Source organism: Vibrio pomeroyi, assembly GCF_024347595.1.
GTDB classification, from domain to species: domain Bacteria; phylum Pseudomonadota; class Gammaproteobacteria; order Enterobacterales; family Vibrionaceae; genus Vibrio; species Vibrio pomeroyi.
This window is the reverse complement of the sequence record NZ_AP025507.1, coordinates 632,743-658,734: the sequence shown is the minus strand read 5'-3', so window position 1 is coordinate 658,734 and position 25,992 is coordinate 632,743. Positions and strand designations below refer to the sequence as shown.

At 45.4% G+C, this 25,992-nt stretch carries 21 protein-coding genes; 14 read left to right on the top strand and 7 right to left on the bottom strand.

Annotated elements, in window-relative coordinates; translation table 11 throughout:
• Positions 1-412: 412 nt before the first annotated feature.
• The 4 genes from OCV12_RS19065 to OCV12_RS19050 all read left to right on the top strand — a co-directional run bounded on the left by OCV12_RS19065 (position 413) and on the right by OCV12_RS19050 (position 5,268).
• Positions 413-1,129, top strand: a complete 717-nt coding sequence (locus tag OCV12_RS19065) for an ABC transporter ATP-binding protein (RefSeq protein WP_261886910.1) — start codon at positions 413-415, stop codon at positions 1,127-1,129.
• Complete coding sequence (locus tag OCV12_RS19060) at positions 1,116-3,644, top strand: ABC transporter permease (protein WP_261886909.1); 2,529 nt, start codon at positions 1,116-1,118, stop codon at positions 3,642-3,644. Before OCV12_RS19065 ends, OCV12_RS19060 begins: the two co-directional genes overlap by 14 nt.
• Positions 3,644-4,771 carry a lipocalin-like domain-containing protein gene (locus tag OCV12_RS19055; protein WP_390904570.1) on the top strand — a complete coding sequence of 376 codons (1,128 nt, stop codon included), beginning with the start codon at positions 3,644-3,646 and terminating at the stop codon, positions 4,769-4,771. The genes OCV12_RS19060 and OCV12_RS19055 overlap by 1 nt, the downstream gene beginning before the upstream one ends.
• 146 nt (positions 4,772-4,917) lie before the next feature.
• Entirely contained in the window at positions 4,918-5,268 is a 351-nt protein-coding gene (locus OCV12_RS19050) for a DUF3147 family protein (RefSeq protein ID WP_261886908.1), read from the top strand.
• 187 nt (positions 5,269-5,455) lie between these two features.
• Here the strand turns inward: OCV12_RS19050 and OCV12_RS19045 are convergent, their stop codons facing one another.
• Together OCV12_RS19045 and OCV12_RS19040 are read right to left on the bottom strand one after the other, a co-directional pair.
• The gene (locus OCV12_RS19045; protein ID WP_261886907.1) at positions 5,456-6,250 is read right to left on the bottom strand and encodes an endonuclease I family protein; all 795 of its coding nucleotides are present in this window, start codon (positions 6,248-6,250) and stop codon (positions 5,456-5,458) included.
• 175 nt (positions 6,251-6,425) lie between these two features.
• A complete protein-coding gene (locus OCV12_RS19040; RefSeq protein ID WP_026084481.1) occupies positions 6,426-7,214 on the bottom strand; it encodes an AraC family transcriptional regulator in 789 nt (262 codons plus the stop codon).
• A gap of 103 nt (positions 7,215-7,317) precedes the next feature.
• Here OCV12_RS19040 and OCV12_RS19035 point away from each other — a divergent pair, with 103 nt between their 5' ends.
• The 4 genes from OCV12_RS19035 to OCV12_RS19020 all read left to right on the top strand — a co-directional run bounded on the left by OCV12_RS19035 (position 7,318) and on the right by OCV12_RS19020 (position 11,434).
• The gene (locus OCV12_RS19035) at positions 7,318-8,214 is read left to right on the top strand and encodes a DMT family transporter (protein WP_123283567.1); all 897 of its coding nucleotides are present in this window, start codon (positions 7,318-7,320) and stop codon (positions 8,212-8,214) included.
• 195 nt (positions 8,215-8,409) lie between these two features.
• Positions 8,410-10,032: a peptide ABC transporter substrate-binding protein gene (locus OCV12_RS19030; RefSeq protein WP_261886906.1), complete on the top strand. Its 1,623-nt coding sequence runs from the start codon at positions 8,410-8,412 to the stop codon at positions 10,030-10,032.
• Between the two features lie 387 nt (positions 10,033-10,419).
• The gene (locus OCV12_RS19025; RefSeq protein ID WP_008215795.1) at positions 10,420-10,923 is read left to right on the top strand and encodes an acyl-CoA thioesterase; all 504 of its coding nucleotides are present in this window, start codon (positions 10,420-10,422) and stop codon (positions 10,921-10,923) included.
• Between the two features lie 238 nt (positions 10,924-11,161).
• Positions 11,162-11,434: a hypothetical protein gene (locus tag OCV12_RS19020; RefSeq protein WP_048661044.1), complete on the top strand. Its 273-nt coding sequence runs from the start codon at positions 11,162-11,164 to the stop codon at positions 11,432-11,434.
• A 638-nt stretch (positions 11,435-12,072) separates the two neighbouring features.
• Here the strand turns inward: OCV12_RS19020 and malG are convergent.
• The 3 genes from malG to malE form a co-directional block, all read right to left on the bottom strand.
• Positions 12,073-12,963, bottom strand: a complete 891-nt coding sequence (gene malG, locus OCV12_RS19015) for a maltose ABC transporter permease MalG (RefSeq protein WP_017633186.1) — start codon at positions 12,961-12,963, stop codon at positions 12,073-12,075.
• Positions 12,964-12,974: 11 nt separating this feature from the next.
• The gene (malF, locus tag OCV12_RS19010; RefSeq protein ID WP_261886905.1) at positions 12,975-14,546 is read right to left on the bottom strand and encodes a maltose ABC transporter permease MalF; all 1,572 of its coding nucleotides are present in this window, start codon (positions 14,544-14,546) and stop codon (positions 12,975-12,977) included.
• A gap of 81 nt (positions 14,547-14,627) precedes the next feature.
• Positions 14,628-15,812: a maltose/maltodextrin ABC transporter substrate-binding protein MalE gene (malE, locus tag OCV12_RS19005; RefSeq protein WP_017633184.1), complete on the bottom strand. Its 1,185-nt coding sequence runs from the start codon at positions 15,810-15,812 to the stop codon at positions 14,628-14,630.
• A 664-nt stretch (positions 15,813-16,476) separates the two neighbouring features.
• Between malE and malK the strand changes: the two genes are divergently transcribed.
• On the top strand, positions 16,477-17,589 hold the full coding sequence (malK, locus tag OCV12_RS19000; protein WP_017633183.1) for a maltose/maltodextrin ABC transporter ATP-binding protein MalK: 1,113 nt from the start codon (positions 16,477-16,479) through the stop codon (positions 17,587-17,589).
• 242 nt (positions 17,590-17,831) lie between these two features.
• Here malK and OCV12_RS18995 read toward each other — a convergent pair whose 3' ends face one another.
• Together OCV12_RS18995 and OCV12_RS18990 are read right to left on the bottom strand one after the other, a co-directional pair.
• Positions 17,832-18,032, bottom strand: coding sequence for a restriction endonuclease subunit S domain-containing protein (locus tag OCV12_RS18995; RefSeq protein WP_017057910.1), 201 nt, complete (start codon positions 18,030-18,032; stop codon positions 17,832-17,834).
• A gap of 270 nt (positions 18,033-18,302) precedes the next feature.
• Entirely contained in the window at positions 18,303-20,219 is a 1,917-nt protein-coding gene (locus OCV12_RS18990) for a methyl-accepting chemotaxis protein (RefSeq protein ID WP_261886904.1), read from the bottom strand.
• Positions 20,220-20,676: 457 nt separating this feature from the next.
• On the opposite strand from OCV12_RS18990, the gene OCV12_RS18985 reads away from it, so the two are divergent.
• The 5 genes from OCV12_RS18985 to OCV12_RS18965 are packed head-to-tail and all read left to right on the top strand — an operon-like array spanning position 20,677 to position 25,991.
• Positions 20,677-21,633 carry an AAA family ATPase gene (locus OCV12_RS18985; protein ID WP_261886903.1) on the top strand — a complete coding sequence of 319 codons (957 nt, stop codon included), beginning with the start codon at positions 20,677-20,679 and terminating at the stop codon, positions 21,631-21,633.
• Positions 21,634-21,643: 10 nt separating this feature from the next.
• The gene (locus OCV12_RS18980; protein WP_261886902.1) at positions 21,644-22,570 is read left to right on the top strand and encodes a DUF58 domain-containing protein; all 927 of its coding nucleotides are present in this window, start codon (positions 21,644-21,646) and stop codon (positions 22,568-22,570) included.
• The gene (locus OCV12_RS18975; protein ID WP_261886901.1) at positions 22,567-23,052 is read left to right on the top strand and encodes a DUF4381 domain-containing protein; all 486 of its coding nucleotides are present in this window, start codon (positions 22,567-22,569) and stop codon (positions 23,050-23,052) included. Before OCV12_RS18980 ends, OCV12_RS18975 begins: the two co-directional genes overlap by 4 nt.
• Entirely contained in the window at positions 23,045-24,037 is a 993-nt protein-coding gene (locus OCV12_RS18970) for a vWA domain-containing protein (protein WP_261886900.1), read from the top strand. Before OCV12_RS18975 ends, OCV12_RS18970 begins: the two co-directional genes overlap by 8 nt.
• Complete coding sequence (locus tag OCV12_RS18965; protein ID WP_261886899.1) at positions 24,030-25,991, top strand: VWA domain-containing protein; 1,962 nt, start codon at positions 24,030-24,032, stop codon at positions 25,989-25,991. Before OCV12_RS18970 ends, OCV12_RS18965 begins: the two co-directional genes overlap by 8 nt.
• Position 25,992 lies beyond the last annotated feature (1 nt).

Here is a 25,992-nt window from a genome sequence, read left to right as displayed (position 1 = left end):
CAACTCAATACCTTATAGGTGACATTACATACATGTAATGTCACCTTTATTGTTGAATGAAAGATTGAGATTTTCAATATGTCACTCTACCTGAGTATTAAAAACACTAACAAGCTATGGGAAAAATATGTTAGGGATACAGCTTTCACTCGCCTTATCCTCACACAAAATAATCTTCATCAGATACCAAGCGTTGGAATTGGCTACCCTTAGATGCCGTAAAAAACCGTCTAATAAATAACCCAAGGCAATGTGATAATTCAAAGTCCCAACGAGAGTCCGAATTCCACCTCTCACTGATCTATTTCTCTCTTATCAAAGTACAAGTTATTAATAATTCGATATAAATCGCTCTATTATTTGAAATTGTTGTCTACAGTTTGATAGTCATTGTTGGATACAAGGAGAGGAAATGGAAAACCCAGTTGTCACGCTGAAACAGGCCAGTAAAAGCTTTGTTGACGGCAAAGACACCCATAGCGTGTTGGATAGTGTCGACTTCACTTTGGCGACAGGCGCTAGTGTGGCTTTGACAGGAGCAAGTGGCAGCGGGAAAAGCACTCTACTCAATCTCATTACGGGTTTTGAACCGCTCTCAAGTGGCGAGTTATGGCTCGATGGTGAAAATACATCCGCTTGGAAAGACCCACAGTGGAGCCGCTTCCGCCATCAAAAACTGGGCGTTATCTTTCAGCAGTTCAACTTATTAACCCCACTCAACGTGAAACAAAACATCGCGTTCCCGTTGCATTTGAATCAACAAAAATGGGGCGACTGGTGTGATTACTTGGTAGAAGCGTTAGGCATAAGTGAACTACTGGATAGGCATGTATCAGCGCTCTCTGGTGGACAGCAACAACGAGTAGCCATAGCTCGCGCGCTAGCTCATAAACCAAAACTGCTGCTTGCCGATGAACCCACAGGCAACCTTGACCACAAAGCTGGTTTAGAAGTCATGAGGCTACTGAACAAAATCACCACACAAGGCAACACCGCCGTATTACTGGTTACACACAGCCCCGAATGTGCCAATTTTATGCAGACACAACTGGTGTTAGATGATGGAAAGCTGAAGCGAGCCGATTTAAACAAAAAGCAAGCGAGTGACATTTCTTATGTTGAAAGCTAAGCGGACACCCGAATCAAATTGTCTCAAAATCGCTCACACAAAACTTACGCTGAACCTATTCGCTGCGCATTATCGCCAATCCCCTTTGCAAGCTGCAGCGATCTTGATTGGTATCGTATTGGCGGTCACCCTGTTTGTCGCCGTGCAAGCCATCAACCTTAATGCCAAACGCAGCTATGCAGAATCCACCGAGCAACTTAGCGCTCAAGCAAGAAACCTTATTATCCCACCAGCGGGGCAAAACTATTTGCCAGAATCGCTCTACTTCAAGCTAAGACAAAACGGATTAAGCGCGATACTGCCTGTGATTGAAGGGCGAGTGAGAGACGAACAAGGTCGTCGTTGGTCGGTACAAGGTAGTGAGCTAATCTCTGCTCTCACCTCAAGAACTCGCTACTCCGAAGAGAACGAACAAACAAATCAGAACCAACAAAATATATCCCTGTTCGATAATGCCCTTCCCCTACCTCAACTACTGGCGGGCAAGCCCATAGTGATGATGAGCCAGTCGCAACACCAAAGCTTGGGCAAAGTAGAAACACTCATTCTCGATGAAGTCGTCACAAAAGTTGTGGTGCTGCCCAATGAATGGCAACTGGGCAGCCGAATGTTGATGGATATAGGCTTCGCCCAACAACTACTGAACAAGCAAGGTCAACTGAGCTACATTGCCGTTTTTGATGCCGAGAACCATGCGCAAGACAAATGGCAGGATCTCATAGCAGAGCAAGGGCAATGGATCACCAATAACCAGAGTACCGATCTCGGATCTATTACCGACAGCTTTCATCTCAACCTCACAGCCATGAGCCTACTGGCGTTTTTGGTTGGTTTGTTCATCGCTTATAACGGCGTGAAATACAGCTTACTGAAACGTAATCGACTATTAGTTCAAATTCAGCAAGCCGGTGTAGCACCAAGCATCGTATTTTCTGCTTTGCTCATAGAACTTACCGTTCTGGTAACCCTAGGAGCTTCACTCGGTTTCATTTTGGGTATTCAATTAAGCCACTGGCTCCATCCCACCGTGGCGATAACGCTGGAACAACTATACGGCGCAACACTTCTGCCCGGTACATGGCAGTGGTCATGGTTAGCACAAGCCTTATTGCTTACGTTAGCCGCTACGCTTGTTGCGTGCTGGCAGCACTTTAAGCAACGCGTTCGACAGCCGCTCTCTTCTCATGGTGGTTTTTACCAAGCGCCAGAAAACTCGAACGAAAACCAACTGTTTGTCATTGGTTTAGCGCTAACTGTTATCGCATTGGTAGGCTTGTGGCTCAGTGAACATCATCGCTTCACGATGGCGTGGCTTGGTGTATTAGTGGTGTCGATTCCTTTATATCTGCCCAAAACGCTCAGCGTGTTAGCAAATTGGAGTGAACAGAGAACCCAATCGGGGTTGATGCAGTACCTGTTTGCTGAACTGCGAGAGCTGATATCTCCCCTCTCCCTTGCCATGATGGCGCTGCTTCTTGCGGTTACCGCCAACATGGGAATGAATACCTTAGTTGGTAGCTTTGAGTCCACTCTAAAGCAGTGGCTAGAACAGCGATTGCATGCCGACATTTACGTTAGCCCCGCTCAAGGCGAAATCGCTAATGTCGAGCGCGCATTGGAGCAGTTTGAGAACGTTGAAACCGTTTATAAGCAATACTATGTTGATGATAACTTGCAGGGCCTGCCCACGTTACTTGGCACTAAAGACAAAGATACATTAGAGCAAACCCTGGTGTTCCAATCGCAGCTGGATAACTTTTGGGAGCGCTTCTACCGCGGTGAACTCGTGGCGATCAGTGAACCTACCGCGGTGAAGCTTGGCTTATCACTGAATAGCGAATTTAAGCTAGACTCTATCCCTGACAAATCACTGGTGGTTGGCGCTGTTTTCCATGATTACGGCTCACCCAATGGCGAAGTGTTACTTGCCCCTAGTTTGTGGCTTGAAAGCGGCTTTACGGATTTGCCCACCAGCCTAGGTATTAAAGTCTCTGGCGACCAGCAACAGGTATACGAACAGTTACGCCAACAACTGAATTTGCACCCAAGCCAACTCTACGACCAAGCACAGATCAAATCCCTCGCTTTAGATATCTTTTCACAAACCTTCGCCATCACTCGAGCACTGAATGGCGTCACATTGATGGTCGCGGTGATTGGCTTGTTCTGTGCGTGCTTCATGTTGCTCGATGCGCGCAAGGCCGCTATCGCAAGGCTGTATGCACTAGGCGTGAGCCGCAAAAAGCTGATGGCGATGGTGCTCGGGCAAATCGGTGTGCTTGTGGCTTTTACTCTGGTTATCGCCATCCCACTTGGCGCTATGGTGGGATACGTACTAACAGACATCGTTACCCTACGCGCCTTCGGTTGGAGCTTAAACTACCAGTGGAATTGGAGCGATGCGCTCAGCATTTCCTTCATCACGATTATTGTGGCTGTGATTGCGACACTCATCCCCCTCTGGCGTTTGGTCAGTAAACCAGTGGTGTCTAGCTTGCAAAGTGAGGTGTTGTGATGAACATTGATATGAAGAGTAAGCTAATCAAACTGTCTGTTCTCTCACTTAGCCTACTTTCTCTATGGGGTTGTGAAAAAGGCGATCCAAAATCAGCTCAAAACATGGGTTCAATACTTGGAGGTAACAATGAGCAAAATGATCAATTCACTCCCGTAGTCAAAGGCGTAGACATCAATTTCCCTTCAGACCACCAAGCGCACCCGAGCTTTCGCCATGAATGGTGGTATTTAACCGCCAACCTCATCGATGAAGATGGCAATGAACTGGGTGTGCAATGGACACAATTCCGCTTTGCCGCAGCTCGAGAAGATAACGCCGAACAAAGCAAGCTAACCGTATGGCAAAGCCAACAGATCTATATGGCGCATAGTGCTGTCACCACCGAAGACAAACATTATGCCGATGAAAAATGGTCGCGCGATCAAGCAGAATTGGCGGGAGTTGATGCTTCACCATTTCGAGTCTATCTTGATGACTGGCAGTGGAACTCATCAAGCAATGACCTATTCCCTGCCACGTTGAACGCAAACTCAGAACAGTTTGGCTACTCGTTGACACTCACCAGCGACACTCCCTATCAAAAACAGGGTGAACAAGGCTACAGCACCAAAAGTAGCGACGGAAAAGTGGCTTCCTATTACTACAGCCAACCATTTATCGATGTATCGGGTAACGTGACGATTGATGGCGTGACCCATCAGGTTTCTGGAAAAGGCTGGATAGATAGGGAGTGGAGCTCGCAGTTCTTACTCGACTCACAACAAGGCTGGGATTGGTTTGCACTCAGGCTCAATGATTACACTAGCTTAGTCGTGTTCCAACTACGAAATTCAACAACAGGTGAAGCCAGCTATGCTAGCGCAAGGTTAATGAAGCAAGATGGTTCTGGCATTGCCATTTCACAACAAGACATCACCTTAACCGCCGTCAAGCAAACAGAAATCGACGGACGCGATTACCCAACAGAGTGGCAGGTTTCAATTCCAAGCCAGCAAATAGAGCTGACAGTCTCGGCACTCAATCCCAAAGCAAAAATGCCCCTATCGGTTCCCTATTGGGAAGGGCCTATCTCAATTGAAGGAACACACTCAGGCACGGGGTATATGGAGCTGACGGGGTATTAGACATACTAACGACTATGGAGCCAAGGATTATTTTCTAGCGTCATTTATTCTCCTATCTCACTGGTTAATAACGCTTTGGATAACCTAATTCTTATCACGACTTAAGCTCAGTCAGCTAAACTTTTAATTTGTGCTTGGAGCGCAACATGTGGTGGATTGTTTTCAAGTATTTAACGACGGCTGCAATTGTTGTTCTTATCTCTGAAGTCGCCAAGCGTAACGACAAGCTCGGGGCTTTGGTCGCAGCCTTACCAACAGTCACCATTCTCGCGTTGATATGGATGTATATCGAAGGCCAAGGTTCCGACAAACTATCAAACCATGCCTTCTATACGTTCTGGTTTGTGGTGCCAACACTTCCAATGTTCCTGCTGTTTCCCTATTTACTGAGCAAATATTCCTTTTGGGCGACGTTATTGCTCAGTTGTCTTATATCGATTGTCTGTTTTGGTGTCGTAAATACGCTGGCAAAACATTTTGGAATTAATCTCTTATAGTTGATGAATCCGTAATAAACGTTTGAACCACTGTCAAAGTGACGCTCAATCTTCGGTAATTTCCATTCAGATTGATGGTTGTGTTTACCGAGCTGATTATTAGGCTAGTGATTAAAAAGCCATCTCTAAGATGGCCTTTTTATTTTTCAGGGGTATAGCTACCGATTAGTTTTATTTAAGCGACTAATCACCCGTTACATCTACTGCTATAGATGTCGTTCACCCAATTTGGGTTATCAATGAAGGGGTTTCGGTTGCCTTGCCACTTAACGGCTTTTTCGTGGCGGTTACGTTCCCAATCATCCACTGGATCCGCGTTATGCCATTGAAGTAGGGTGCATAGCTTTCCAACCTTAGGTTGACCTGACGTACTCGACACATCATCAACCAGATACAAGTCAGGCATTTTCGCGTTATTTCCTTCATAGCGTACAGCCATATAGAAAAGCGAACGAGCTGTATCACCTTTTACGGCATCTCTAGGTTCAAAACTATCGTAATCCGTTTTATTAAGCGGAGACTTTTTCAGTGGCGCCCCGCCAAAATCAAAGTCCTTGTTTGAACGAATTGAGTTAATCTCTGCATCGGTTGGCTGCAGGTGATGGATATCGGTATAGCCCCATTGGTCTTTACGCTTAAAACCAAAAGATTTAGGCCAAAGATGTTCACGGTTCCAAGCATTTTTGTCGTTGTTACCCGACGAGGTAAAACCTTTAGATTGTGAGCGACCGCTGTAATACAGAATAACGTTATTCGAATTATTCGGATCTTCATTCGTGTCTTTCAATGCAGACCAAACTTGGTTATACGATAATTGCTTTTGCCCGCGAGCAGCAATCACACCAAGCATGTCTTTTAACGCATTTTCTCTCAGTCCTTCAGCTTCTAGATAGTAACCATTAGGGTATGTAGTATTGGCAAGCGCAACTGGACTAAGAGCGGTTGAAATCAGCAGAACGCTGAGATTTAAACGCATTTTCATTGTATTGAGTATCCTTATTATTGTTGTAATGACCCACCGCTGGTGAGTGCCACTCATACTCTACAAAACAGGGTTTATATGCAATCTGTTTGTTTTATAAAAAGATCCGGCTGGATATTTATTATTCAAAAAGCAAATATCCAGTGTTCGACGTTGATGTCTGTCGAAACAAAACCTACAGCAAACGATTCTTATATTGCTCTGGTGTTTGACCGGAATACTTCTTGAACATGCTAATGAAGGGGCTAGCTTGGTTGTAGCCTAATGTGAGGGCAACCTCTTTAACCGACTGTCCGTTTCTTAGCAGATCCATTGAGTACAAGTAACGCACTCGCAGTCGCCACTCTGTAAAGCTCATCCCTAATTCACTTTGGCAATGACGCGACAGAGTTCGCTCGGTTGCGTGTACTTTCTCTGCCCAATCCTTTAGCGATATATCGTCGGTTGGGTTCTCTTCTATTGCAGCTAGAATAGGCGCAAGATACTTGTTATCGGTTGAAGGTAAGAAGTGATGCTCGACTTGGCGCTCTGCCAATTGGTCCAACAATACTTGTACAAGCCTTTGATCTTGTTCGCTTTGTGCGACATTGATGTCACGCTGGCGAAAGTCATCAATGATCGAAGATACGATCGGCGTAATCTTAATAAGGCTGGTTTTCTCAGGCAGATGTTGAGTTAACTCACGTGCAATATTCAAAGAACAGTAGTCCAATGGTTTACGGTTATAACTACAGTGCATCACTCCAGCAGGTACCCAAATCGCAAGGTGTGGCGGTGCGAGAAAGCGTGTTCCTTCTGCTTCCATTTCAAGAATCCCACCGCTGATCAACTGAACCTGTCCCCAAGGGTGGCTATGTACACGAGTTTCGGTGTTCGATAAGAACGCTTCGAAATTCATAAATACGTTGGATGGTGCCTTGTCGATTGATAAGGATGGGTGAAGGTTTCTTGAGTGTTTTTTCAATCTTGTCTTCCTATCGCGCCTGATGTCTTTTTAAAGATATCTGTAAGTATAACGACCTGTCAAACTAGCCGCATCAACTCATTTGCGACGGAAACCACACCACATGCATTATCTTTTGCCATTTTTCACAGTCTGTATCTGGGGTGCTAATGCGATCGTCAATAAGCTGGCCGCAAGCACCATTGAACCGAGCGCAATGAGTTTTTACCGTTGGTTCATTGCGATGTTAATCCTGACGCCTTTCTGTATTCGCTCAGTTATCAAACAATGGCCAATCATTAAACCTAACTTGTCGAAATTGGCATTCCTTGGTTTTTTGGGCATGGTGTTAAACCAATCATTGGGTTACTACGCGGGCCTAACCACAACGGCTTCTAATATGGCATTGATCACTTCATTAGTGCCGTTAATCAGCGTATTCCTGAGCGTTCCACTGCTCAACAAGTCGATTTCTAGCCTAAGTATTGTCGGCGGTGTGTTGTCTCTGTCTGGATTAGCCCTCATGCTTGGTAAAGGTGACCCGCTATTCTTTATTCATCAAGAACTGACTCAAGGCGATGGTTACATGCTAATCGCGGCATTTGTTTATGCCTCTTACTGTGTGCTGTTGAAACGTTGGAAAATGCCAATCAGTAACTGGGTGGTAATCTACATGCAAGGAATGTTCGCAGTCGCAATGTTGGCACCACTTTGGCTAACCAGCGACCAACTTATTCCTTCGCAACAAGCGATTCCTTTAATTGCGTACGCGGCGGTTGCGGCTTCTATTTTAGCGCCTTGGATGTGGGTAAAAGCGATTGATACCATTGGTGCCGATTCCAGTGCAATGTTCATGAACTTGCTGCCTGTTGTTGCGATCGTATTGGCTGCAACTTGGCTAGGTGAAGAGATTAACCAGTTCCATATCATTGGTGGTGTGATGGTGATTTCAGGCGTTATCCTTGCTCAAATTAAACGAAAACCAAGGCTTGAAGCGCCCCTGCCTCAGCAAGCTAACTGAACTTAGCTAAGATCAGATTAGGCGACCAATAATTCGCTAATCAACCTTTCACCACAGTGCCTGCTTTATCGCAGGCATTTTTATATTGTTCACAACACTTTCAAATTCCTTTAATACGCACTTACTGTTGTTGCAACCAACGACCGACTCATGTTTAATGCATCGAGTACTGTTTAAGTTGTAAAAGGAATTACAATGACCCAACCAACGCTACCTGTGATCATATCGTCACTGCTGGCTTTAACGTCTGCTTCAAGCTTCGCTGCCTCTATTACTAACGATACTCCGCTAGCTGAAGAACAACATTTTGTTCGTGGTAATGGCGCAGAGCCCAATACTCTCGACCCAAGTTTCGTCAATTCAGGCATGCCCGGAGACATCATCGTCAATGACATGTTTGAAGGCTTCGTGATCGAGAACAGTGATGGGCAGATCATCCCAGGACAAGCTGAAAGTTGGACGTTCAGCAACGGCGGCAAAACAGTGACTTTCGTTTTGAAAAATGGCCTTAAGTGGTCGAATGGCGAACCAGTCACCGCATCAGACTTTGTGTTTGGTTGGCAGCGTGCCGTATCTCCGAAAACGGGCAACAACACCGGATTTGTGTTCTCGACGGCAAATATCGTCAACGCCAGCGAGATTCTTGCTGGGGATAAAGATCCATCAGAGCTTGGTATTCAAGCACTAGACGATCGCACGGTAGAGATCTCGCTTTCAAAACCTACGCCCTATTTCATGAGTTTAATGAGTATCAAGACCTTCTTCCCTTTACCTTCTAAGTTGGTTGAAGAGAAAGGAGCCCAATGGACTCGCGCCGAAAATATCACGACTAATGGCGCTTACACACTCAGCAAATGGGTACCTAACGAATACGTCGAAGTCACCAGAAACCCAAATTACTGGGATAACGCTTCAACCGTCATCAATAAGGTGACTTACCTAGGTTTATCCTCTCAAAACGCAGAGCTGATTCGTTATCAGTCTGGTGAGATTGATATGACGAACCGCGTTCAGCTTGAGTATTACCAAAAGCTTGTCAAAGAGAGCCCTGAACAGATTAAAGCTCAAGCGTTATTAGGATCGTATGTTTATTCGTTCAATACTCGCCAAGCTCCGTTTGATGATGTCAGAGTTCGACAAGCACTAAGTATGGCGGTCGACCGAGACATATTGGTCGATAAAATAACAGGCCAAGGCGAACCTCAAGCTTATAGCGTAACGCCTAATAATATCCCGAACTACACGGCGCCTAAGTCTTTATTCGAAGCGCTTGATAGCTCACAACGCCAAGTAAAGGCCAAACAGTTACTCGAAGAAGCTGGCTATGACCAAGAGAACCCACTTACATTCACACTCACCTATAACACTAGCGAAAACCACAAAAAGATCGCCATCGCGATTGCATCGATGTGGAAACCACTTGGCGTGAAGGTAGAACTCGAGAATATGGAGTGGAAGGCGTATGTCGCAGCTAAAGGAGCAGGAGATTATCAGCTTGCTCGCTCATGGGCATTTGGTGACTACCCAGAACCCTCAGCACTACTAGAAGCCTTTACATGTGGCCACACAGCTAACGAGAGTGGTTTCTGTAACACTGATTTTGATGAGCTGTTACAGAAAGCGAGTAAAACGGAAGATCAGGCTAATCGCTTTGCTTTATACCAGCATGCTGAGTCACTACTTAACGAATCAGCAGCAGTTATGCCTTTATATCACTACAATCACACTCGATTAGTGCGAAATACACTCAAAGGCTTCCCTAACAATAATCCGAAAGGAAATATCTACGCGAAGGATCTATACTTCATAAAAGAGTAAAAGTGAGCTGAAGAATAAATAGTTTTAACTACCACTTTAGTGGTATTTGCGATAAAGTCACTTTAACTAAACCAAACAAGCAACGGTTAGTTGGCAAACAATAAAAGGTACCGACATGAGTACCTAAAGGCTTAGAAACACCTAGCATTACGCTAGGTGTTTTTTTTTTGCAATCGACCCTTTCTTTTGGCTTACTCTCGATTGTCTTTCCGTGTTTATCTCTCACCTTGAAACTCAATAACCATCAATGTTCATCGGTTCGTCATTCGTTTGAAAAAAATAGTCTTAACCGTGAGATTATCCGCTTTAATTTCTATCATCTTATGTATATTGTTATTAGCAAGTAACAAGCATGTTATGCAGCACAATAATAATGAAGGAAGATAGATGAGCAGTAACAATAGCCGACAAGATGGTAAACGAGACGTTACTCTGCGTTTTTTAGCTGAACCCGGGGATGTGAACTTTGGTGGTAAAGTTCATGGTGGCGCAGCAATGAAGTGGATCGATTTAGCTGCCTATGCTTGTTCTGCTGGGTGGAGTGGCAAATATTGCATTACGGCCTACGCTGGTGGTATTAGATTTGTTGCCCCAATCCATGTAGGCAACCTAGTAGAGGTAAGTGCGAAAGTCATCTATACCGGTTCGTCTTCTATGCACATTGCGATAGATGTACAAGCGAGCGACCCCAAAGAGTTGAACAACCGTCTAACTACTCACTGTATCGTAATTATGGTGGCGGTTGATGAAAACGGTAACCCGACTAAAGTGCCTGAATGGGTGCCAGAAACACCAGAAGACATCGAATTGAGAGATTCCGCTATCCGCCTAATGAACATGCGAAAACAAATCGGCGAAGAGATGGAAGCGCACGTGAAGTACCTTAAATAGGGTTAATCACTAGCCCTGCCTTGCAACCAAGCTCTTTAAATAGCCACTATTTCAATGCCAAGCAGCCGCTTGGCATTTGTTTATCTAACGTTCTCAACCAACGGCGAAGCGCTCAATACAGCTTCTAGAGCGTGATACTCAGCCAAAGGTTGAAATGAATCGACACGAGCTCAAAGATTTATTTTGACTGTCATAAAGTCGTCATTTAGCTCTGATTAAATACCGCCAATCATAATGGATGTATTTGAATTTCCCGGAGCCACACTTGAGCGTCACACGCCCCACTCTTAGCGAATCTACACTGAACAATTTGAAGGCTGTTGAGTATCAATGGGTTAGAACCTTGTACGTCGAGGGCTACGACAGTAATGAAATTAATCACTACATCCAGACGTGCTTCGGCGGTGATCCAACGTTTGCGGATCTGTTTCGTCGTGTCGCACTCGATCAAGAAAGCATCTATGTGTTGCTGCAGCATCTAGGCTGTGCACCTTCAAGCAAAGAGTTCTAGCGGCTAGAACGCATTATTCACATTCTATCGCTACTCATTCCAAGTTAATCCAGCCTAGTGCTTTTATTGTTAATCTTCAGCTATAGCTCCAGCATCATTCAATTAGCCTGAGTTATGACTCTTTAAAACTCACAGCCACATCCCGTTTCTATATGCACTTTCTGTGCAATTTCAGCACTTGTTGCATACAAATCATTGAAGTATCACGCATTGGATTATTAGCAATATATCAATAGATCAACAGCCCCTTATACTGAGTGTCTGATTTGTGAGACTCGTTCATGCCTTCAAGTAAGAGGAATGAGTCAAGAAAGGTGTAGGAGAGAAGTGACTCGAAGCTTTTAATATTAAAGCGGTTATCAGCACAATAACGGTGATGGATACAAGAGTTGACGAGTAAAGCAGACACAAAGACAAAGCAAAAAGTAGCAGGCATAAAAAAACCCAAGTAAGTACCTGGGTTAGAGTTACAAAAACCACTAATCATTAATAGCGTAAGGAACCTGATTAGTAGCCAGCTATGCGTAACCTGAGGGTTATTTTTATTACTGATCGGCGGCCAAACCAAATGATGTAATAAAAATGCCAATATAGAGCGACCACGAAGGTCGCTCTTTTTCTTTCTTATGGGATACAGCTTATCCTTTTACACCACCTGCCGTCAAACCGCCAACCAACCAACGTTGAGCAAGTAAGAACACGATAGTAATCGGAAGTGCTGAAAGTACAGCCGCTGCCGCAAAGTCACCCCATAGGTAGTTCTGAGGGTATAGGTATTGCTGCATACCTACTGCTAGCGTGTAAGAGTTCACATCAGTAAGTAGGATAGACGCTACTGGTACTTCACCTACTGTTGCAATGAACGACAGAATAAATACAACTGCTAGGATTGGCACAGACAATGGCAGTAGAACCAGTCTGAATGCTTGCCAAGGCGTTGCACCATCCAGTGCTGCAGCCTCTTCCAAGGAGTTATCAATCGTTTCAAAGTAGCCCTTAATCGTCCAAACGTGCAGTGCGATACCGCCTAGGTAAGAGAAGATCAAACCGCCATGCGTGTTCAAGCCTAAGAACGGGATGTATTGACCAAGTTTGTCGAACAACGCGTAGATAGCCACTAGAGCAAGTACCGCTGGGAACATTTGGAAAATCATCATCGCTTTCAGGATAGTTTCTTTACCCTTGAAGCGCATACGAGCAAATGCGTAAGCCGATGTCGTAGACAGTGCCACAATCAAGATAGACGTCACACCCGCTACTTTAACCGAGTTCCATAACCACGTTAGAACAGGGAATGGAGGTGGCGTTACCGAGCCATCTGCGTTTGTTACTGAAATACCCAGTGCGAGTTTCCAGTGCTCCAGTGATGGATTGTCTGGAATCAAGCTACCCGTTGCGAAGTTACCTTCACGGAATGAGATCGCGATGATCATCAGAAGTGGGAAGATAATCATTGCCAAGAAGCACCACAACACTGCATGCGTTGCCCACACTCGGTATTTAAGGCCTTTACCTTGTACCATAGCCATTGTCGTGCTCCTTAATCTTGAGACAGTTTAGTGAAACGAAGGTTTAGTAACGCTAGTGCACCAACCAATAGGAAGATAAGCGTTGCGATTGCACTTGCTAGACCGAAGTCTTGACCGCCGCCGCCTTCGAATGCAATTCGGTACGTGTAGCTTACAAGCAAGTCTGTGTAACCCGCTGGCTCAGAAGTACCAATCATGTTCGGGCCACCGTTCGTCAATAGTTGAATCATTACGAAGTTATTGAAGTTAAAGGCAAACGCTGCAATCAGTAGCGGTGTAAGCGGTTTAATCATCAATGGGAATGTGATGCGCTTGAAGTTATCAAGGAAGTTCGCACCGTCAATTGCTGACGCTTCGTATAAGTCATCAGGAATCGCTTTCAGCAAGCCCATACATAGAATCATCATGTAAGGGAAACCTAGCCATGTGTTAACAATCAACACCATGGTTTTCGCAAGGATTGGGTCTGAGAACCAGTTCGGGCTTAAGCCGAAGATATTCTCGAGCACCATGTTGATCTCACCAAAGCTCTGGTTGAATAAACCCTTAAAGATAAGAATCGAGATGAACGCTGGTACTGCGTAAGGCAGAATCAGTAGAACACGATAAATAGAGCGACCTTTCAATTCTTCCCACTGTACGATGTTCGCCAGTACAAGACCGATGACAAGTGTGAACACTACGGTACATACAGAGAAGATTACCGTCCAAATAAAGATGCTGATGAAAGGTTCTTTGATACCTTCATCTTTCCACACACGTTCAAAGTTATGTGTACCAATGCTAACAACGAAGCCCGGAGAGATTGTGTTACCTGTAAACTCACCATTAGCATCAACAGGTTGGTAGAAACCTAACTCCATATTTGGCTTGAGAACATCACCCGTTTCGTTGTTGATTAACGTTTCGTCATCATCTTGAAGGGTGTAAAGCGGAGCAACAGAAGCGAACTTACGTAAGCCACTCATACGGATGTCACTACCGTCCGGTAGATTGAAATCAACACCACTGATCGCTGCTCGGTTTTGGATGATCGCTTTGATCTTCTCTTTTTCACCTTGCGTAGACTCGATTGCAGATAGGTCCATTTCTGTCGCTGTCATATTGTCTAGAGAAAATACGTCAGTCGCTAATAGTTGGTCGCCATCTTTAACCACGATCTGGTGACCGTCGTCTGTCTTGTACAAAGTGAATGGGTAGCTATCACCACTTTGGAAAGTGCGGTCTAAAAGAACGGTTTGAGTACGTTCTAGAGAAAGCTGATTTTTTGCGCTGTAGTTTGTAAACGCAAGCCCTACGGTGTATGCCAATGGGAAAAGAATGAACAAGATCATTCCGGCAATACCTGGGTAAATATAACGGTGGGCGTAAGTTTTCTTACTACCAAAAATGTAAAGTGCCAAAGCCGTTAAGATCACTGTAAGCAACGCAAAAGCGAGCTCACCGCGAGAATACATTAGAATTGTAGCGTAGCCGTTAATTAAGCCAACGCTACCAAGCAACCCCCATTTGATGAAGACGCTTTTACTGCCTGGAAGGCTTGATGGTGCTGGGATAGCATCTGTACCTTGAACTGACTGCATAGAGGAACCTGCTAGCGATATAGATAAAAAATAGAAAAGTAAGGAGAGGTTGCCCTCTCCTTAAAAGGTAGTGCTTGGTTGTTACTTAGTCATACGACCTTCAGCAGCTTTTAGTGCTTCGTCTACTGATTGACGGCCGTCAACTACGTTGCCGATCGCTTCTTCCATGCTGTACCAGAACGTTGTGAACTGAGGGATGTTAGGCATGATTTCGCCGTTCATCGCGTTGTCCATTGTTGCTGCAATACGAGTATCGCTGTCTAGTTGACGTTGGAAAGAGTTAAGAGCAACAGCGCCTAGTGGCTTGTCGTCATTCAGGCTCTTCATACCTTCATCAGTTAGTAGGTAGTTTTCCATGAACTCAACAGCTAGGTCGCGGTTTGGAGAAGCAGTGCTGATACCACCAGCCCATACACCAACGAAAGGTTTAGACGCTTTACCGTTGAACTTAGGTAGCGTTGTTACACCGTAGTCTACGCCAGCTTTCTTGATGTTTTCCCAACCCCAAGGGCCGTTGATTGTCATTGCAACGTTACCTGCAACGAATTCAGACTCAGCTACTGAGTAATCCATGTCTGCAGAGATAACTTTGTCTTGTACCATCTTCTCTATGAAACCTAGAGACTTCTGAACACCGTCAGTCGCTACGCCCGCATCTTTAATGTCGTAACCTTCTGCAGTCTGTTTGAATGCGTAACCGCCGTCAGCTGCAAGTAGAGGCCATGTGAAGTAAGCGCCGCCACGTAGAGGCCACATGATCGCTTTCTTGCCGTCTTTTTGAAGTTCAGCGTTAAGTGCTGGGATTTCTTCCCAAGACTTAGGTGGGTTAGGAACAAGTGCTTTGTTGTAAATTAAAGAAACTGACTCAACGGCAACAGGGTATGCGATTGTTTTACCTTCGTAAGAAACAGCGTCCCATGCGAAGTCTACGATACCTTCTTTAGTTTCTTTAGAAGGTTTGATATCTACAAGAAGACCCGCTTCTGCATAGCCGCCAAAACGGTCGTGTGCGTAGAAGATCATATCTGGGCCGTCGCCAGCTGCTGCTACTTGAGGGAATTTCTCTTCTAGCTTGTCAGGGAAAGCAACTGTCACTTTAACACCAGTGTCTTCTTCGAAGCGTTTACCTACTTCAGCCATGCCTTCATAAGCTTTGTCACCACCTACCCAGATTGTTAGTTGTCCTTCTTCGATAGCAGCGTTTGCACCAAAAGAACCCAGAGCAACCAATGTACCTAGAGCTACAGCGCTTAGAGCGTTTTTCATGTGAATATCCTTTTTATATTTATACGTAGGGCACATCTACCAAGACGAGCCAGTTTTCGGAGGTTATGATCTGAGAAAACAGACCCTAGCTCATCATCCTAGCCACTACGCCCTAGCTATTATGGCTTAAATTCGTGATCGCCATCCGGTCAGATTAGAGACTAGAATCACAAAACACATACTCATCGTGATCAACATCACCGTTATGTGGTGGATTTATTTGAACTGGATCGCCAATTATTATTAACCCCCTATATCTACTCCTCCCCTCCTACTCCCCCTAGTTAATTTTCTATTAGGAGGATGTACCCTTCCGCCAATTCACGGAAACTGCATTCATCCAAGAGTGGATAGTAAGAACCCTTTACCAGCAAGTGTCGTGTGTAACCACATTGTTCATTAAGCTGGCTTCACTGCCCGCTGTTGTCTTTATTAAGCATCGAGCTAAATCTGTGATTGAATCACGGGGGAGGTTTAGCTGGATGTGGGGGAAATAGGCACCAGTTTGGCTATGACGGGTGGGCTTGGTTACAGAATCCAAGTCTCACCCACTTTTTTCTTACTCACTCAATACTTACCAATTCCTACAGTTACTGCTGACCCAAAAATTTCTTATAATGATAAGCAGTAAAACTTAAAATTTGATCGATCGAGGACAAGCTAGATGGCGAGTGTCACGTTAAAAAACGTTTATAAATCATATGGTGATGTACAGATTTCTAAGGACGTAACCTTAGACATCAACGAAGGTGAATTCGTAGTATTCGTTGGACCATCAGGTTGTGGTAAATCGACGCTATTACGTTGTATCGCAGGTCTAGAAGACATTACGTCTGGTGATTTGTACATTGGCGACCAACGCATGAACGACGTTGAGCCATCAAAGCGTGGCGTAGGTATGGTGTTCCAATCTTACGCGCTTTACCCTCACCTGAACCTTTACGACAACATGTCTTTTGGTCTTAAGCTAGCGAACGCTGATAAAGCTGAGATTGATAAGCGTGTTGAACATGCCGCTGAAATCCTTCAGCTTGGTCACTTACTAGAGCGCCAACCAAAAGCACTTTCTGGTGGTCAACGTCAACGTGTTGCAATTGGTCGTACTCTGGTTTCTCAACCAAACGTATTCCTACTGGATGAGCCACTATCTAACCTAGATGCTGCGCTGCGTGTACAAATGCGTTCACAAATCACTAAGCTACAACGTCAACTTGGTTGCACCATGATCTACGTTACCCACGACCAAGTGGAAGCGATGACAATGGCTGATAAGATTGTTGTACTTGATGGCGGTTACGTATCTCAAGTAGGTAAGCCACTTGACCTATACCACTACCCTCAAAACCGTTTCGTTGCTGGCTTTATTGGCTCGCCGAAGATGAACTTTATGTCTGTACACATTGAACAGGCTGAAGCAGAACGCGTATTGGTACAGCTTTCAAACGGCATGACTTTCTGGATCCCCGTTGATGGTACAACCGTTAACGTTGGCGACCGCATGTCTCTGGGTGTTCGTCCTGAGCACTTGATGTCTGCTGAAGCGGGTGATGCAACGATTGAAGGCGAAGTAATGATCGTCGAGAAACTAGGTAATGAAACTCAAGTTTACCTAAACCTTGAAAGCGCAGATGCTGACGTTATCTACCGTCAACCAGACACGCTAACGGTTGAACCTGGCGACAAGCTAGCGATTGGTATTCCAGCGCACCGTTGTCACTTGTTCCACAGCGATGGCCGAGCATGTCGTCGTCTATACAAAGAGTACGGTACTGATTAAGCGACTCACTGTTAATCGATAACTGTCCAAATTCAATCCCTCTTACCTTGTAAGGGGGATTTTTCTTTCTGTAAGGTCTTAATCAGTAACACGCATTGCTTTGACTGGCACATTATCGACAGACAATAAAAAAGGCCTAGCATGCGCTAGACCTTTATCTGTTCAGTTAGAGCCTCGGCTCAACCAATCGCTTCAAACCGTCACTCAAAACCATTACTTAAAAGAGAGGACGTGTCTCAAGCTTAGTGGATTGGTGTATCACTTTTTTTGTTGAACTGGCCAAAATGCTTTTCTAACACTTCTGGAGTCAGTTTGCCTTCCGCTTCTAGTCGCTTAAATTCAGCAACGATCGCTTTTTGCTCTTCAAGTGATGGCAGTTTTACCTCTGGCTCATCGCCCATCTCTTGAGTCATCTGCTCTAGTTCTTTTTCAAAATCGCTCATGATACTTACCTAAATATTAAACCTAATCAGATTTTACTCATTTACGCCCTGTGATGCTAGGGGGATTGAGTTTAAAGCCCGAAACCAGATCAAGCTAAGGTCAATTAGAAGAGAACAAAACCACAACACAAAAAGAGCTGGATTCACGATTAAATGAGTCCAGCTCTTAGTCGATGTAACCATCTAAGCCATGCTATGACCTAAGGTATTAAAGCTTAAGATATTAAAGCTTAAAGAATTAAAGAATTAAAGAATTAAAGAATTAAAGAATTAAAGCTTGAATGAACCAACCATCTTATCCAGACGAGAAGAAAGGTCTCGAAGCTCTTGGCTCGCTTCTGCAAGTTGCTCAGCGGTACCCGTCGTCACTTCGTTGATCGCGTTGATCTCTTCAATGTTTTGGTTGATGGTGTGAACTACAGTCGATTGCTCTTCCGTTGCCGTAGCAACTTGCGTGTTACGGTCGGTAATATCAACGATACGGTCTGAGATACCACCCAGTACGTCTACCGCTTCATCCGATGCTGATACACCCTCAAGGGTAATAACCTTACCTGTACTCATTGCCGTTACCGCATCTTTCGCATCGCTTTGCAGTTGGTTGATCATCTTCTGAATCTCCTCCGTTGAATCTGCAGTACGGCTTGCTAGGTTACGTACTTCATCTGCTACCACGGCAAAACCACGACCTTGCTCACCGGCACGTGCGGCTTCAATCGCGGCGTTCAGTGCAAGCAAGTTGGTTTGCTCTGAAATATCACGGATAACACCCAGAATAGAGCCAATGTCTTGCGTTGTTGAAGCAAGCTGCTCAACCACTTGGCCTGTGCTTTCGATGTCTTGAGCTAAACGGCTGATCGCGTCTTTTGCTTTGTTCACAACAGAACGACCTACTTCAGTATTACCCGAGGCTTGTGTTGCTGTTTCTGCTGCTGTTGCCGCGTTTGATGCAATCTCACTGATGGTCATACCCATTTGGTTGATTGCCGCCACCACTTGAAGGGTTTGATCACGTTGCTCTTGGCTGTTGTCGTGGGTGATGTGCGCTTTGTTAGAAACGCTCTCTGCTGCCACTTGAAGCGCTTGGCTTGTTGAACACACCTCTTTCATCGACTCGTGAATCTTTTCAATGAATCCGTTGAAGCCTTTTGAAAGCTGCGCGATTTCATCGTTACCTTTCACTTCGATACGCTGTGCAAGGTCACCGTCGCCTTCACCTAGGTCACCAAAGCGTTTAGCCAGTAGTTTAATTGGCTGTGTAATACTGTTTGCTAGCACTACGCCCATTAGGATGAACACTAGCGCAACAACCGCAGTCATGATCAGCATCTTTTGTGCCGTCTCATCTAGCTCAGCAAATACTTCGCCTGTTGGTACTACACCAATAACAAACCAGTCCATCGACGACACATATAAACTTGCCACGAACAGCTCTTGGCCCTGGCTTTCTGTAGTAATCAGGTTGAAGCCTGACTTGTTCAAAAGCTGACTTGATTGAGGACCGTAAAGTTGCTGAAGTGAAGAATCACTGCGCGAGCGCTCGCGGTGAATTTGTACCTCACCTTGGCTATCCGTTAAAAATACAAAACCAGTATTTTCAATCTTGAAGCCATTAAGAAGGCTCACCATGTCGTCCATCGATTTTGATAGACCAGACATCGCTAAACCAGAAGGCTGTTGGTAGTTAGCGAACATTTTCACTTCACCATTGGCTTCTTGGAACATACTCACCATGGTTGGTTGTCCAGATTGCGTGAAGCCAAAGAACCAACCATCTTGCTGTTGGTTTAACTGACGTAGGAAACCATTTTGGTTCCAGTAGTAAGCCGTTTGACGGTTCGCTACTGAAGCATCGTTTAACTGATATTGGTTACGAACGTTGTTCAGTTGTCTAACTAACTTGTTCTCTAGTGCAGGGTCGCGATCTGTCGATTCAATCGCATCAGAGATGAATTCATTTGACGCAATTTGCTCCGCCGCTAACAACAGTTGAGAGACTTCACGGTCAATTTCGCCATTGATTCGCTCAAGCATCCCAGGAAGTTCAATATCAACCAATCGATGACTCAAGACATCTCTTGCTTGTTGCTGCGCCATCGCGCCAACAATAACCGTAGAGGCAAGAACCGCAAAAGTAATACCCAGTACTACCTTTTGCTTAATACTCAGAGAGTTAGTTTTCAACATATTTGGACCTTCAAAAAGAATCGCTCGTTATTTGTGTACCCTGAACAGGACTTTTTTAGTGCACCCCAATCAGAAGTGCACAATCTAAGTTATGTATCGACCACAACCAATAAAACTAGAGAGGATTCTCGCAAAAATTTGCAAATTCGATGTAACAACTAAATTAACTTAGCCGAGGTGCTATTAACTGGGCAAATGCAGGAAGGCTTGGTATTTGTTTTTATTATCTGAGCATTGAGATTTCACCTAATTCTCACGAGCACCCTCCTTTTGAGCTTTAGTATGTAAAAACCAGTTGATATGGTAAAAATCATAATCGAGTGGTGCTTTTATCTAACTACTTGTAAATCATTCCAAATTTGAAAAAATAAATTACGCAGATGTACTGGAACTTTTTGCTACGGATAAGTGACCAATACTCAAAATAAAAATCAAATGGATACCCAGAGAGTCCAAAATGCACAAAACAAATTTCGAAGTCCTTCAAAACTATTTAGAGTCTCAAATCATTGGTCAACAAGAGCTTGTTAAACAGCTGATGATCGCGCTGTTGGCGGATGGTCATATCCTTGTTGAAGGGCCTCCAGGTTTAGCGAAAACTCGCGCCGTAAAATCACTGGCAGACTGTGTTGAGGGGGATTTCCACCGTATTCAATTTACGCCTGACTTACTGCCTGCTGACTTAACGGGTACCGATATTTTCCGACCAGAGACCGGGGAGTTCACCTTCCAATCTGGCCCGATTTTCAACTCGCTCATTCTAGCGGATGAGATCAACCGTGCTCCGGCGAAAGTACAAGCCGCAATGTTAGAAGCGATGGCAGAAAAACAAGTCACTGCAGGTCGAAAAACCTATGCTCTGCCTGAACTATTTTTGGTCATGGCAACACAGAACCCGATTGAGCAAGAAGGCACATACCCACTGCCAGAAGCCCAACTAGACCGATTCCTACTACACCTAGAAGTTGAATACCCAGATATGGAGAGTGAGCTTGAGATCCTGCGACTCAACCGCGGTGAAGCTCAAGGTAATGAATCAGCTCAGCCACAAGAGATATCTCAGCAGACGATTTTTGAAGCACGCCAAGAAGTACTCAATATTCACATGGCAGACACCATTGAGCAATACATCATCAGACTGGTTATGGCGACTCGCCAACCTAAGCAATACAGCGACCAACTTGATCAATGGCTGGATATGGGTGTTAGCCCGCGTGCAACGATTGCCCTAGACCGCTGTGCTCGTGCGCACGCTTGGCTTGCTGGCCGCGACTATGTTACTCCACAAGACGTTCAAGCGATGGCATTCCCTGTACTGCGTCACCGCCTACTTCGTAGCTACCACGCACAAGCTGAAGGTGTCACTGCAAACCAAGTGATCGCACACCTTATTTCACTGGTTGGTAGCGCATAGGGATACGCGCATGAATAATCAACTACCAAACCACAGTGACGGCGTGATGCTGAATCTGGATGAGTTGCTGCAATACAAGGCGCAGTCTGTTCGATGGTTGCCTCCGGCGAAAAGCCTCTGGTCACAGCTTAATGGCCAACACGAGAGCAACCGCAAAGGGCGCGGGATGAATTTCTCGGAAGTTCGTCAGTACCAAGCAGGCGATGACATTCGCAGCATTGACTGGCGAGTAACAGCAAGAACAGGCAAGGCGCATACTAAGCTGTTCTCTGAAGAAAGAGAGCAACCTGTCATTTTGTTCTTGGACCTCTCAAGCAGCATGATTTTCGGCTCAACCTTATTGCTGAAATCGGTTCAACTTGCACACTTTGCTAGCCAGCTATGCTGGTTAACCGTAGCTCAAAAAGACCGAATTGGTGCTGTGATTGATACGGGCAAAGAGATCCTTGAGATTAAACCCAGTGCTAGCAACCACGCTCCGCTACGTATTTTGCAAAAAGTCATAGAAATCAATAACGCAGCGCTGACTAATCACGACAATCATAGTGACACGACTTTAGAGCATGGACTGAAATCTCTGCACCAGCTTTGCCCGAAAGGGAGCGATATCATTATGCTCAGTGACTTTGTGCGCTACCAAGAAAGTGATTACTCACTTATCAGTCAAATTCGCAGGCACAACAGAGTACGTCTGGTACATTTTTACGACCCTCTAGAGCAAGGTCAAACGACCTATAAAGGCTCGAAACAAGTTACCGATGGCAGTAAAACACAGTGGTTCAACTTCTCCTCTAATAAAGAAAAGGAAAAGCTCAACCATGCCTTCTCGACCAAGCAGCAACAGCTACAAAAGATGGGGTTATCTCTCGCGATACCCTATAGCTCACTGTCGAGTGCACAGCCATTAATGAGCCAGATATCAGGAGCTCAGTCATGAAGCAGCCCTTAGATTTAAGCCCTGTTATTGCACCAGACGCACCAACATGGTGGCCTTTGGCATGGGGTTGGTGGGCCGTAATTATCACAGCCATTATCCTGATTGCCTTGGTGTTTTTTATTCTCAAACGCAGAAAAAACAATCAACAGGCGAAGCAAGAAGCGCTGTCTTACTTCAACAATAATCAGCCTTCAAAGCGCTTATCACCTAGCGAAGCACAACGCATCCTTCGTCAAGCAGCATTGAGCTACTTCCCACGTGAGAAAGTAGCAGGCCTTGCGGGTGATGATTGGTTGAAATTCTTAGACACGCAGCTGAAAAAGCCGTTATTTGTAGAAAAACAATCCCAGTGGCAGCAGTCGCTCTATCAAGATCCAACTTCAATGAATGACGATCAGCTAAAGGTTCAACAGCAATTGGTTGATGACTGCGAAACATGGCTTCGTAAAGCCCTTCCTCCAAAGCGAGGTCGTTATGACTGATCTTTTACACACGAGCTTACTCAACATTGAGTTCGTTTGGTGGTGGATGTTTTTCCTCGCACCACTGCCGTTTCTCGTTTACTTGTTCTCGCCTAAGGCAGAATCAAGTAGCGCTCTTAAGCTTCCATTTCTGCCAGAGGACGGTAATACCAAAACACCAAGCACTCGCTTACCAAAAGCCTTGTCCGTCATTATCTGGCTTTTATTGGTGACAGCACTCGCACGCCCCGTTTGGTATGGCGAACCGGTGGAGTTTCAACCCAAGCACCGTGACTTGATGTTGGTTGTCGACCTCTCCTATTCGATGAGCCAAGAGGACATGCAGTTCAATGGTGAATACATCGACCGATTATCGGCAGTCAAACATGTGTTGAGTGACTTTATTGAGCGCCGTAAAGGCGACCGAGTTGGTTTGGTACTCTTTGCCGATCATGCCTACCTACAAACACCTTTGACTTTGGACAGAGACACGCTGTCACAGCAACTCAATCAAGCCGTCCTAAGACTGATCGGCAATCAAACCGCGATTGGCGACGGCATTGGCCTGGCGACCAAGACCTTTGTTGATAGTGATGCGCCTCAACGTGTGATGGTACTACTCAGCGACGGCAGTAATACCGCTGGGGTGTTAGACCCACTAGAGGCCGCAGATATAGCCAAGAAGTACAACGCAACCATCTACACCGTCGGGGTTGGCGCAGGCGAGATGATGGTTAAAGAGTTCTTCATGACTCGTAAAGTAAACACCGCTCAAGATCTAGATGAACGCACGCTAATGGAAATTGCCAAACGCACTGGCGGTCAATACTTCCGAGCGCGCGACAGCAAAGAGCTGGCAACGATTTACGACACCATTAACCAGTTAGAACCTGTGACAAATGCCACCAAGGTTTGGCGACCACAACAAGAGTGGTTCGTATGGCCTTTGTCTGCTGCCATGTTCTTCGCATTTATGCTGTTAGCCATTAGGAGAAACAATGTCTAACTTTACTTTTATCTACCCATATTGGTTCTTGGCGCTTGCCGCATTGCCCGCGATTTGGTGGCTTAGCAAGAAGCAACCTAAGCAAGGGTTATTGGCGTCTCATATCGCTCGATACTTGGCGCCAGAATCAAGCAAGCCATCGAAAAACCGAAGCACTTACTTTGGTATCTGGTGGATGGTCGGTGCCGTTGCACTAGCCGGCCCCAGCTTTCAAAACAATGAACAGCCGAGCTTTGAAAAAACGCAGGCGCGAGTTGTGATGATGGACATGTCGATGTCTCTATACGCTACCGACATAAAACCAAATCGCCTGACTCAAGCGCGATACAAAGCTCTTGATCTGCTTTCGTTGTGGAAAGAGGGTCTAACTGGAATGGTCGCGTATGCTGGCGATGCTTACACCATTAGCCCGCTAACGTCCGACATCAACACCATCAAGAGCCAAGTGCCAAACTTGTCTCCGGATATCATGCCTTACCAAGGCAGTAACGCGCCCGCTGCGGTTAAGCTTGCCATTGAGATGATGACTCGTGCAAAGATCTATCAAGGTGACTTGGTGTTGATTGCGGATGATATCGATGACCAAGAGAAGAAAGAGATCGACTCACTATTATCTGGTAGCAATTGGACGCTATCTATTTTAGCGGTAGGCACTGAAAGTGGCGCACCCATCTCTTTGCCAACAGGTTCGATGCTTCAAACTGACTCAGGGCAAACCGTGGTCGCGAGAACCCACTTAAAGAACATGCGCGACCTGACTCGCAGTTATGGTGGCACGTTCACTGAGGTTCAATTTGATAACTCAGATGTTGAACATATCGCGAGTTATCTCGACCGAGTTGCAACAACCTCTGAAGTGACCAAGACCAATAACTCACTCAACACCAGAGTAAACAATGGCTTTTGGTTACTACCGTTCCTAATACTCCCTGCACTTGGGCTATTTCGAAAGGGTGTTATTTGGTGCGGGTTAGCTGTGGTTTTGTCGTTCAGCCAACCGAATACCGCGTTTGCGAATCCTTGGAAAACCGACGATCAGGTGGGTTATGAGCTTTATCAAAATGAAGACTTCCAACAAGCTGCAGAGCAGTTCCAACAACAAGAGTGGAAAGGCATCGCACAATACAAAGCGGGAGACTTTGAAGCTGCAGAGCAGACACTACAAGGTTTGACTGGCGAAGATGCTCGCTACAACCTTGCAAATGCACAAGCTCAACAAGGCAAGTACGATCAAGCGATAGAAGAGTATCAACACATTCTAGACAACAACCCTGAGCACGCCTATGCGAAGAAGAATCTAGAGATCGTCAAACAAGCCCAACAGCAACAGCAACAGCAACAGCAACAGCAACAGCAACAGCAACAGCAAGGCGATTCTGAATCCAAAGAACAAAAAGACCAAGACCAGCAGAATCAGCAAGGTCAGCAAGGTCAGCAAGGTCAGCAAGGTCAGCAAGGTCAGCAAGGTCAGCAAGGTCAGCAAGGTCAGCAAGGTCAGCAAGGTCAGCAAGGTCAGCAAAATGATTATTCGCAGGACTCATCGGATCAACAGCAAAGTTCTGCAGACAATAAAAACTCCCAGAACCCAACAGACGACCAAGCTGAAAGTGCAAACCAAGGGCAAGCCAAAGACCAACCGGATGCAAATGCAGGCGAGCAAGAAGGTGAGCAAGCAGCTCAGTCTAAACAACCAAGCAAAGCCGAGCAGTCAGAAGAGCAAGATGAATCAAAACCTCAAAGTGCGAGCGCACAACAAGCTTCAAGTGAAAAAGGTGAAGACGACGCTCAACAAGCTGTAGCACAAACCTCAGGGCAACCGCTATCAAGTGACCCAGATATGCGAAAGCTTGAGCAAGTAGAAAGCGCCCGTGACCCAAGCCAGCTGCTTAAAGCGCAAATGATTTTACAAGCACGACAAAAAAGTGCTCCTAATAACCAAAACAAAAAGTGGTAAC